The following is a 10,932-nucleotide window of genomic DNA, read 5'->3' as shown; positions in this document are numbered from 1 at the left end:
ACGGAAGAGGGAAGTGGTAAGCGCCGCTTCGCGGCTAGAAGAGGGAAGAACGGCGCTACGCGCCTGAAGAAGGAGGAAAAACTTCTTCTCTTCCCTCTTAGCTCTTCCTTCTTATCCCTGACTTCTTCCCTCTGTTTTCTTATTTCTGGAGTTAGTCATGTCACACGCCTCACCGATGATCTCGGAAAACATCGAAGCCTATCTGAAAGAGCACGAGCAGAAAGACCTGCTGCGCTTCATCACCTGCGGCAGCGTCGACGACGGCAAGTCGACTCTGATCGGGCGGCTGCTGCACGACTCCAAGATGATCTACGAGGATCAGCTGGCGGCGATCACGCGGGATTCGAAGACCAGTGGCACCACCGGCGACAAGGTCGATCTGGCGCTGCTGGTCGATGGCCTGCAGTCGGAGCGGGAGCAGGGCATTACCATCGATGTCGCCTACCGCTTCTTCTCCACCGACAAGCGCAAGTTCATCATCGCCGACACGCCGGGGCACGAGCAGTACACCCGCAACATGGCCACCGGCGCCTCCACCGCCAGCCTGGCGGTGATCCTGATCGACGCCCGCCATGGCGTGCAGGTGCAGACCCGTCGTCACAGCTTCATCGCCGATCTGCTCGGCATTCGGCACCTGGTGATCGCGGTCAACAAGATGGACCTGGTCGACTATTCCCGGGCGCGCTTCGACGAGATCGTCGCCGACTACCGCCAGTTCGCCGAAAAGCTCGATGCCAAGGACATCCGCTTCGTGCCGATGTCGGCGCTGGAAGGCGACAACGTCGTCAACCGCAGCGAGAACATGTGGTGGTACAGGGGAATGCCACTGCTCGAGATTCTCGAGCACATCGATGTCAGTGCCGAGCTGCCCCTCGTCGATCTGCGTTTTCCGGTGCAGTACGTCAACCGGCCCAATCTCAACTTCCGCGGTTACTGCGGCACGCTGGCGTCGGGCATCGTCAAGACCGGCGACGAGGTGCGGGTGGTGCCTTCCAACAAGCGTTCGCGGGTCTCCCGCATCGTCACCAACGACGGTGACATGGAGGCCGCCTACCCGGGCCAGGCCATCACCCTGACGCTGACCGACGAGGTCGATATCTCGCGGGGCGACATGCTGGTCTCCATTCACAGCGACCTCGAACCCTGCACCGCCTTCACCGCCGACGTGGTGTGGATGAACGAGACGCCCCTGGCAGTGGGCCACGAATACGAGTTCAAGGCCGGTACCAAGGTCGTTCCGGGGCGGGTGGTCCGGATCATCTACCAGACCGACGTCAACACCATGGAGCGCAGCGCCACCGACCAGCTGCCGCTCAACGGCATCGCCCGCTGCCAGATCGAAGTGACCCAGCCGCTGGTGCTGGATGGTTACCGCCACTCGCCGTTCACCGGCAATTTCGTGCTGATCGACAAGCTGAGCAATCTTACCGTCGGTGCCGGCATGGTGGTGGACACGCTGAGCGCCAGCAACATCGTCTGGCACGACATGGCGGTGACCAAGCGCCGCCGCGCCGAGCGCAACCGCCAGAAGCCCTGTGTCGTCTGGTTCACCGGACTTTCCGGCGCCGGCAAGTCCACGGTTGCCAATGCCCTCGAGCGCCAGCTGTTCGGCATGGGCTACAACACCTACCTGCTCGATGGCGACAACGTGCGCCACGGGCTTTGCAGCGATCTCGGCTTCAGCGATCGCGACCGCCAGGAAAACATCCGCCGCGTCGGCGAAGTCGCCAAGCTGATGGTCGATGCCGGCATGGTCACGCTGGTGTCGTTCATCTCTCCCTTCCGCCGGGACCGCCAGCTGATCCGCGAGATGGTCGAGTCAGACGAGTTCATCGAGGTGTTCGTCAACACCCCGTTGGCGGTATGCGAGAAGCGCGATCCCAAGGGCCTGTATCAGAAGGCGCGGGCCGGCGAGATCCAGCAGTTCACCGGCATCAGTTCGCCCTACGAGGCGCCGGAGAATCCGGAAGTCGAGATCGATACCTCAGCTTATGACCTGGAAGAGACGGTGGGCCGCCTGATCGCGGCACTGCGTCGCTACCGGATCATTTGAGAGACCCGAGCCGAGCAAGGGGCGCGGGCGGCAGTTCGAAGGACGAGGGATAAAAAATGAACCATCGAAACAGGGAACACAGCGCTTGCCGGCACGTCAGGCTCGCCACCGCTTGCGTGGCGCTCGCCGTGGCGCTGGCGGGGTGCGCCGTGCCGGCCCGGCAGCAGCTTGGGGATACCGCCAGCGTGGCAATGAACGACGCCACACGGGTAGGGCCGCAACTGGCGGCCTTCCTCGACAACGCCACTACCGGCAGCGTCGCCACGCTCGCCAGCACGCCATGGGGCGCCAACGTCTCGGTGCATGCCCGGGAACGCTACTTCGCGGCCAGTGGCAGGCAGTGCGTGCGCCTGGACGTCACCCGCAATGTCGCGCCGGCTTCGCTTCCCAGTGGCGAAGTGGCTTGCCTGGTGACGGGCAGCGGCTGGTACGCCCAGCGTCTGGTGACGGAAATCATTCGATAACACAAGCCGTGACGTCGGCGAACGCAGGGGTGCTCCTGGAGAGGCCCGCCAGACGTCCGATGGCCGGAAAAGTGTGAGGGCAGGGACACATCATGAAGCGGGCAGCATTGATTTTCCGGGCCATGTGCCTGGTGGCGGTAGCGTGCCTCAACGCTAACCTGGCTCAAGCCCAGGACGTTGGCCTGGGCAGTGGCTCCATTCTGGCCCCCGAGCAGCAGGCCCAGGCCATTCCCCAGCAGACGAGCGACAGCGAGGATGTCGAGACGCCGCCTCGCGCCGACTGGAACAGCGGCACCTACGGTCCGGTCGATCCGCGCCAGGCCCGGGTCGATCCCGAGAGCCTGCCGCCGTTCGGCGAGAACCTCTTCACCGGCGGTTTTCGCGGCATGATGGCCGACGGTCTCAATCCCGAATACCTGATCAAGCCAGGCGACCAGATCACCATCCGGGTCTGGGGCGGGGTGGAGATGGACCGGGTGCTGGTGGTGGACGCCCAGGGCAATATTTTCCTGCCGCGTATCGGTCCGCTGCAGGTACAGGGGATCTCCAACTCGCAGCTCAACGCCAGGGTGCGCGGCGCGATTCAGGCGGTCTACCCCGAAAACGTCAGTGTTTACACCAATCTCCAGGGCGTGCAACCGGTCGGCGTGTTCGTGACCGGCTACGTCAACAATCCCGGTCGCTATTCCGGTACGCCGAACGACTCGGTGCTCTATTTCCTCGACCAGGCTGGTGGCATCGATCAGACCCTGGGCAGCTATCGCCGGGTGCTGATCAAGCGTGGCAGCCAGGTGGTCGATGTCGTCGACCTCTACGACTTCCTGATCGACGGCAATATCGCGCGGCCGCAGTTCCGGGACGGCGACACCATCGTGGTCGAGGAGCGCGGGCCGGCGATCAGCGTGGTCGGTGACGTGCAGAAGGATTATCGCTACGAACTGGTCGGCGCCAGCCTCACCGGGCAGGACGTGATCAATCTGGCGCGCCTGCAATCCGGAGTTTCCCACGTACTGCTGCGGGGCGATCGGTCGAGCGGCCCGATCTCCCGCTACCTGCCGCTGGCCGAGTTCCGTCGCGCCGAGGTGCGTCGCGGCGACGAGGTGATGTTCAGCGCCGACCAGCGCGACGAGACCATCGTGGTGCAGGTGGAAGGAAGCTACTACGGGCCATCGCGCTATGCGCTGCCACGGGATGCGCGTCTGGGAGAGTTCCTCAACGCGATCAGCGTGCCGCGCAGCATGACCAGCTATCAGGATGTCTCCATTCGCAGAATCAGTGTGGCGGAGCAACAGGAGGCCTCGCTGAAGGATAGCCTGCGCCGGCTGGAGACCACTTATCTGGGCTATCCCTCGCGCACCGCCAAGGAAGGGGAGATCCAGGTTCGTCAGGCGGAACTGATCGAGCGCTTCGTGCAGAAGGCTTCCCAGGTCAAACCGACCGGACGCCTGGTCGTCGCCCGGGGGCAAGGCATCGCCGACATTCGCCTGCAGGATGGCGACATCGTCACCATTCCCGAAAGTTCCGACTCCATTCTGTTGAGCGGGGAGATCGTCATTCCCCAGGCCATGGTCTTCACCCCGGGCATGAGCGCCCGGGACTACATCCAGCAGGCGGGTGGATTCACGCCTCGGGCCGACGAAGACCAGGTACTGGTGGTGCATCGCAATGGCGCGGTGGTCAACGCCGGCCAGACCACGATGCGCGCCGGCGACGAAATCATCGTTCTACCCGCCGCGCCGACCAGCAATATCGAACTCGCCGCCAGCATCACCCAGATCCTTTATCAGGTGGCCGTGGCAACCAAAGTGGCGCTGGACCTATGAGCGCGCTCGACGCTGTCTCGACCCATCGCCCGAGGAGGGCCTGAGCCATGGCACGCGATTTCGTACTACCACTCGACAACGGCGGGCGCGCGCCGTGGCGCGTTACCCGCAGCGTCTGGTTCGCCATGTTCATGCGCGAGACGATCTCGCGCACCATGGCCGACCGCATGGGCTGGTTCTGGATGATCTTCGAGCCGCTGGCGATCATCGCGGTGATGGTCTCGATACGCGGCCTGTTCAGGACCGGCGCCGAAGTCTCCGGCGCGGATCACGTTCCCTGGCTGATCGTGGGATTGATGGGGTTCGGTCTGTTCCGCGACAACATGATGCGTCCGCTGGGGGCCATCGAGGCCAACAAGGGGTTGTTCGCCTACCGCCAGGTCAAGCCGGTCGACCCGGTGCTGGTGCGCTGCTTCCTCGAGGGCATGCTCAGATCGTTTCTGTTCCTGCTTTTCATCGCCGTCGGCAGCCTGCTCAAGCTCGATCTGATTCCGGACCGCCCGCTGGGGGTGATGCTCGACTGGCTGTCGCTGTGGGCGCTGGGGTGGGGCGCCGGATTGACGGTATCGGTGATCTCGGACCTGGTGCCGGAGCTCGGCCGTGTGGTGAGGATCCTCAACCTGCCGTTGCTGCTGTTGTCCGGAGTCATCCTGCCGGTGATGTACATCCCGCATCAGTATCAACAATACCTGCTGTGGAATCCCATCGTGCATGGGCTGGAGAGCATGCGGCTGAGTTTCTTCGCCGGCTATCACACCATCGGCGGCATCGACATGACCTACCTGTGGTTCTGGGCGCTGTCGTTGATCTCGCTGGGTCTGTTGCTGCACATCCGCTTCGCTGCGCAGCTGAAAGCACATTGAGGGGCGGACAGATGATCGAGATACGCAACCTCTACAAGCGTTACCACAACCATCACGGCAGCCACTGGGTACTCGAGGACATCAATCTCACCATTCCCACCGGCGTCAGCGTCGGCCTGCTGGGCCGCAACGGCGCGGGCAAGTCGACCCTGCTGCGCCTGATCGGCGGCATGGATACGCCCGACCGCGGCGAGATCGTGCGTGCCTGCCGCGTCTCCTGGCCGATCGGCCTGGCCGGTGGCTTCCAGGGCTCGATGACCGGGCGGCAGAACGTCAAGTTCGTGGCCCGCATCCACGGTGCCGAGGGTGACATCGAACGCATCGTCGACGAGGTGGAGGCGTTCGCGGAGATCGGCGAGGCCTTCGACGAGCCGGTCAAGACCTATTCCTCGGGCATGCGTTCGCGCCTCGTCTTCGGCCTGTCGCTGGCGTTCGATTTCGACGTCTATCTCTCCGACGAGGCCACGGCGGTGGGCGACCGTGCCTTCAAGCAAAAGGCCCGCGATGCGTTCAAGGCGCGCGTCGGCAAGGCCAGCCTGATCATGGTTTCCCATGGCGAGGGCGTGCTGCGGGAGTTTTGCGAGGCGGGGATTGTGCTGGACCGCGGGCACGCCCGGTGGTTCGACGACATCGACGCGGCAATCGCCGCTTATCACCGCTCGACCGATGGCAGGAAGGTCACCAAGCCGGTGGTGCCGAAGACGCTGTCGGAGGCCAAGCAGATCCTGCAGCACGCCAACCGGGAGTTCGAAAAGGCCAAGCTCGAATTCGAGTCGGCGAGCGACGACCCTCGGCGCGACGAGCCCGAGGACACGCTGCGCTGGCGCCTGGAGGATGCGCGTCAACGCATGCATGACGCGCGCCGCCACGTGCAGGCATTCCACTCGAACAAGACCCAAAAGATCCCTGAAAAGACGAGCCGGCCATGAACAAGCAGTCTTCTTTTACCAGTAAGTACCTGCACTGGATCCTGTGTCTGGTGGCGATCGTGGTGGTGTCCTGCTACTGGGCGCTGTGGGCCAGCGATCGCTATGTCTCCCACGCCAACGTGGTGCTGGAGAGTCCGCAGATCTCGTCGCCCACGCTGAGTTTCAGCTCGCTGCTGACCGGCAACGCCTCGGCCAATCTCGCCGACATGCTGCTGCTGCGCGATTACCTGCGTTCGGTGGACATGCTCAAGTTGTTGATCGACGAGGCGGATTTCCGCAATCACTACGCCAACTCCGGCGCCGATTTCTTCAGCGCGCTGAACGACGAGAACGCGCCGCTGGAGGAGCTGCACGAATACTATCTATCGCGCGTTTCGGTGGAACTGGACGACTACGCCGGCGTGTTGCGGGTGGATGTCGAAGCGTTCACCCCGGAGAAGGCGCACCAGATCGCCCAGTTGCTGCTCGAGCAGGGCGAGCGCCACATGAACGCGATGGGCCAGCGGCTGGCCGAGGAGCAGGTGCGCTTTCTCGAACAGCAGGTCGCGCTACTGGAGGACAAGTTCCAGCGGACCCGCGACGCGCTGCTCGATTACCAGAACGCCAATGGCCTGGTGTCGCCGACCGGCACGGTGGAGAGCCTCAACTCGGTGGTCGCCAGTCTGGAAGGACAGCTGGCGGTGGCCAAGGCGCGCAAGAGCGCCCTGGCCAGCTACCAGAGTGCGCGTTCGCCGGAGATGGTCAGGATCGAAAGCGAGATCCGCGCCCTCAAGGACCAGATCGGGCAGGAGCGCGAGCGTCTGGCGCGCCAGTCCGGTAATGCTCTCAACAGTATCTCCTCCGAGTACCAGAACTTGATGCTGCGGGCGCAGTTCGCCCAGGACAGCTACTCCGGTGCGCTGGCGGCGCTCGAGAACACCCGCATCGAGGCGGCGCGCAAGCTCAAGCAGGTGTCGATATTGCAGACACCGACCCTGCCCGAATATCCCGAGCAACCCGAACGCCTTTACAACTCGGTGGTATTCGCGGTCATCGCGCTGTTCGTCACCTTGATCCTCAACATGTTGATTCTGATCGTCAAAGATCACCGCGATTGAGCGAATTCCAGCCAGCCGGCGGCGCGGCGACACGGATCGTCGCCGTCGGCAGATCCGACGACTCGAGCCGTACGGCCCGATCATTCGACAACCATAAAGCCCAGGGCGGGAGAATGACCATGAGCAAGACGTTTCTAGTCACAGGCGGGGCGGGATTCATCGGCTCGGCGGTCGTGCGCGAGCTCATCCAGCGAACGCCGCACCGTGTCGTCAATGTCGACAAGTTGACCTACGCCGGCAACCCGGAATCGTTGGCGCCGGTGGACAGCAGCGAGCGATACGAGTTCCGACTCGCTGACATCCGGGACGCCAACGCGATGAGGCGACTGTTTCGCGAGCATCGGCCGGACGTGGTCATGCACCTGGCGGCGGAGAGTCATGTCGACCGCTCGATCGATGGTCCCGCGGCGTTCATCGAGACCAACGTGGTCGGTACCTACACACTGTTGGAAGCCGCGCGCCAATACTGGCGCGACTTGCTGGTGGACCAGCCGGACAAGGCCGCGGACTTTCGCTTCCACCATATTTCCACCGACGAGGTCTACGGCGATCTCCACGGCGTGGACGATCTGTTCACCGAGACCACGGCCTACGCGCCGAGTTCTCCCTACTCGGCCAGCAAGGCGGGGTCCGATCATCTCGTTCGTGCCTGGTATCGGACCTTCGGGCTGCCCACGCTGGTCACCAACTGCTCGAACAATTACGGCCCTTACCACTTCCCGGAAAAGCTGATCCCGCTGACCATTCTCAACGCCCTGGCCGGCAAGCCGCTACCGGTCTACGGCGACGGTCGGCAGATTCGCGACTGGCTGTTCGTCGAGGATCATGCGCGGGCGCTGATCAAGGTGGCGACCGAAGGGGAGATCGGCGAAACCTACAATATCGGCGGCCACAACGAGAAGCGGAACATCGAAGTGGTCGAGACCATCTGCGACCTGCTCGAGGAGCTGGCGCCGCACAAACCGCAGGGTGTGCAGCGTTATCGCGATCTCATCACTTTCGTCGCCGACCGTCCGGGCCATGATCAGCGCTATGCGATCGACGCCAGCAAGATCCAGCGTGAGCTTGGCTGGACGCCGCAGGAAACGTTCGAGAGCGGCATGCGCAGGACCGTCCAGTGGTTTCTCGACAACGATGTCTGGTGGCGTCGCGTCCAGAATGGCAGCTACCAGGGAGAGCGGCTGGGGGCGATCGCATGAGTATCTTGATTCTGGGCGGCAACGGCCAGGTCGGCTTCGAGCTGCGGCGATCCCTGGCCTGCCTGGGCGAGATCATAGCGCCGGGGCGCGAGCGGCTCGACCTGACGGACGCCGCCGCCGTGGCCCGTGTCCTCGACCGCACGCGTCCGGCCATCATCGCCAATGCCGCCGCCTGGACCGCGGTGGATGCCGCCGAGACCTCGCGCGACGAAGCCTTCCGGCTCAACGCCGAGTTGCCGGCCCAGCTGGCCGATCATGCCGCGACGCATGGCGCGCTGCTGGTCCATTACTCCTCGGACTACGTCTATCCCGGCGACGGCGAGACGCCATGGCAGGAGACCAGCCCCACCGCGCCGCTGTCAGTCTATGGCGCCAGCAAGCTGGCCGGAGACGAGGCGGTGCTGGCCACCGACCCCGAGGCGCTGATCCTGCGTACCAGCTGGGTCTATGCCGCGCGCGGGCGCAACTTCCTCAACACCATGCTGCGCTTGGGACGCGAGCGCGAGGCGCTGCGTATCGTCGCCGACCAGATCGGGGCGCCGACGCCGGCGCGGTTGATCGCCGAGGTTACCTTGCTGGCGCTGAAGGCGCGACGCGACGCGCGCCTGGCGCCGGGGCTGTATCACCTGGCTCCCCGTGGCGAGACCGGCTGGCACGGTTTTGCCAAGGCGATCTTCAGCCACGCCCGCGCCCTGGGGGAATGCCTGGCGATCCGGGACGAGCAGCTGACGCCCATCGCCAGTCGTGACTATCCCACCCCCGCACGGCGCCCGCTCAACTCGCGACTGGCGCTGGACAAGCTGGAGCGCGGCCTGGATATCACGCTCCCGGATTGGGAGTCGCAACTGCAACTGACGCTGGGTGAACGACTGGGGAACCCATGAGGGGGTCGTTCCGCGTCGTTTTGCAACCCTATCGCCGGCCTGCAGCCGGCGTTCAACAACACCGTCGGCCTAGCCGACAGGAGCTCAACCATGGCACGTAAGGGCATCATTCTTGCCGGAGGGTCAGGCACGCGTCTGCATCCCATTACGCAAGGTATCTCCAAGCAGTTATTGCCGGTCTACGACAAGCCGATGGTCTACTACCCGATCTCGGTGCTGATGCTGGCCGGTATCCGCGACATCCTGATCATTTCCACGCCCACGGACCTGCCCCAGTACCAGTATCTGCTCGGTAGCGGGGAGCAGTTCGGGGTGCGCTTCCACTACGAAGTGCAGCCATCCCCCGATGGTCTGGCGCAGGCATTCCTGATCGGCGAGAGCTTCATCGGCAGCGATCCGGTCTGTCTGGTGCTGGGCGATAACCTCTTCCATGGCCAGCACTTCTCCGAGCAGCTCAAACGGGCCTCCGAGGCGGAAAAGGGCGCCACTGTGTTCGGCTACCTGGTCAAGGATCCCGAGCGTTTCGGCGTGATCGAGTTCGACGAATCCGGCAAGGCGCTGTCGATCGAAGAGAAGCCGATCAAGCCGAAGTCTCCCTATGCGGTCACCGGTCTCTACTTCTACGACAACGAGGTCATCGACATCGCGCACCGGGTCAAGCCTTCCCTGCGCGGGGAGCTGGAGATCACCAGCGTCAACAACGCCTACCTCGAACGCGGCGCTCTTCAGGTCGAACGCCTGGGGCGCGGATTCGCCTGGCTGGACACCGGTACCCACGACAGTCTTCTGGAAGCGGGCCAGTACGTGCAGACCATCGAGCATCGTCAGGGACTCAAGGTGGCCTGTCTGGAGGAGATTGCCTGGAACCAGGGATGGATCGATACCCAGCAGCTGGCGGCAAGAGCCGACGCGTTGAAGAAAACCGGCTACGGACAGTACCTGTTGAAGCGCCTGGAAGACACGCAGCGGGGATCCGTCGCCTGAGCGGCGGCTTCGCGCTTCACGTTTCCCTGCCATCCATCGCCATCTATCCAGCGGAGCGAAAGGCATGAATTACGAGCGTCTGGCTATTCCCGATGTCGTGCTGATGACGCCACGCGTGTTCGGCGACGATCGCGGTTTTTTCATGGAAACCTTCCGTCATAGCGAGTTCGTCAAACACTGCGGCGAACACACCTTCGTCCAGGACAATCACAGCAAGTCCGGACACGGCATCCTGCGTGGCCTGCATTATCAGCTGCGCCAACCCCAGGGCAAGCTGGTACGGGTCACCCATGGCGAGGTCTATGACGTTGCGGTGGACCTGCGTCGCAGTTCCCCCACCTTCGGTCAGTGGGTCGGTGCGCTGTTGAACGCCGACAACCGGCAGATGTTATGGGTGCCACCGGGTTTCGCCCATGGCTTCTACGTCACCAGCGAGGAAGCCGAATTCCAATATAAATGCACCGACTACTACGCCCCGGGAGACGAGTACAGCCTGCACTGGAACGATGCGGAGCTGGCCATCGACTGGCCGCTGGTGAGCGGCGAGCCGATCACTTCGGCGAAGGACGAGCAGGGCAGCTCATTGGCGGATGCGCCGGTCTTCGATTGAGCAGCGCAGCCACCATTACCCATAAC

The 10,932-nt window shown here is 63.7% G+C and carries 10 protein-coding genes; all 10 read left to right on the top strand.

What is annotated here, in order from left to right; all coding sequences use genetic code 11:
* Window positions 1-157: 157 nt before the first annotated feature.
* On the top strand, window positions 158-2,053 hold the full coding sequence (cysN, locus tag DOM57_RS06375) for a sulfate adenylyltransferase subunit CysN (RefSeq protein ID WP_110648382.1): 1,896 nt from the start codon (window positions 158-160) through the stop codon (window positions 2,051-2,053).
* A 56-nt stretch (window positions 2,054-2,109) separates the two neighbouring features.
* Window positions 2,110-2,517 carry a DVU3141 family protein gene (locus tag DOM57_RS06370; protein WP_110648381.1) on the top strand — a complete coding sequence of 136 codons (408 nt, stop codon included), beginning with the start codon at window positions 2,110-2,112 and terminating at the stop codon, window positions 2,515-2,517.
* 92 nt (window positions 2,518-2,609) lie between these two features.
* Entirely contained in the window at window positions 2,610-4,340 is a 1,731-nt protein-coding gene (locus tag DOM57_RS06365) for a polysaccharide biosynthesis/export family protein (protein WP_110648380.1), read from the top strand.
* 47 nt (window positions 4,341-4,387) lie between these two features.
* Complete coding sequence (locus tag DOM57_RS06360) at window positions 4,388-5,203, top strand: ABC transporter permease (RefSeq protein WP_204352885.1); 816 nt, start codon at window positions 4,388-4,390, stop codon at window positions 5,201-5,203.
* Between the two features lie 11 nt (window positions 5,204-5,214).
* Complete coding sequence (locus tag DOM57_RS06355) at window positions 5,215-6,132, top strand: ABC transporter ATP-binding protein (RefSeq protein ID WP_110648379.1); 918 nt, start codon at window positions 5,215-5,217, stop codon at window positions 6,130-6,132.
* The gene (locus tag DOM57_RS06350; protein ID WP_110648378.1) at window positions 6,129-7,229 is read left to right on the top strand and encodes a KpsE/RkpR family capsule polysaccharide export protein; all 1,101 of its coding nucleotides are present in this window, start codon (window positions 6,129-6,131) and stop codon (window positions 7,227-7,229) included. Before DOM57_RS06355 ends, DOM57_RS06350 begins: the two co-directional genes overlap by 4 nt.
* 119 nt (window positions 7,230-7,348) lie before the next feature.
* Complete coding sequence (gene rfbB, locus DOM57_RS06345; protein ID WP_110648377.1) at window positions 7,349-8,428, top strand: dTDP-glucose 4,6-dehydratase; 1,080 nt, start codon at window positions 7,349-7,351, stop codon at window positions 8,426-8,428.
* Window positions 8,425-9,312 (top strand): dTDP-4-dehydrorhamnose reductase, encoded by an 888-nt coding sequence (gene rfbD / locus DOM57_RS06340; RefSeq protein WP_110648376.1) that lies wholly within the window; start codon window positions 8,425-8,427, stop codon window positions 9,310-9,312. Before rfbB ends, rfbD begins: the two co-directional genes overlap by 4 nt.
* A gap of 90 nt (window positions 9,313-9,402) precedes the next feature.
* Complete coding sequence (gene rfbA / locus DOM57_RS06335) at window positions 9,403-10,296, top strand: glucose-1-phosphate thymidylyltransferase RfbA (RefSeq protein WP_110648375.1); 894 nt, start codon at window positions 9,403-9,405, stop codon at window positions 10,294-10,296.
* A gap of 64 nt (window positions 10,297-10,360) precedes the next feature.
* The gene (gene rfbC, locus DOM57_RS06330) at window positions 10,361-10,906 is read left to right on the top strand and encodes a dTDP-4-dehydrorhamnose 3,5-epimerase (protein WP_110648374.1); all 546 of its coding nucleotides are present in this window, start codon (window positions 10,361-10,363) and stop codon (window positions 10,904-10,906) included.
* The last annotated feature ends 26 nt before the right edge of the window (window positions 10,907-10,932 follow it).

The organism is Salinicola peritrichatus, from assembly GCF_003206715.1.
GTDB classification, from domain to species: Bacteria; Pseudomonadota; Gammaproteobacteria; order Pseudomonadales; family Halomonadaceae; genus Salinicola; species Salinicola peritrichatus.
Note: the sequence above shows the minus strand (reverse complement) of the source record. Positions and strands in the feature narration are given on the sequence as shown.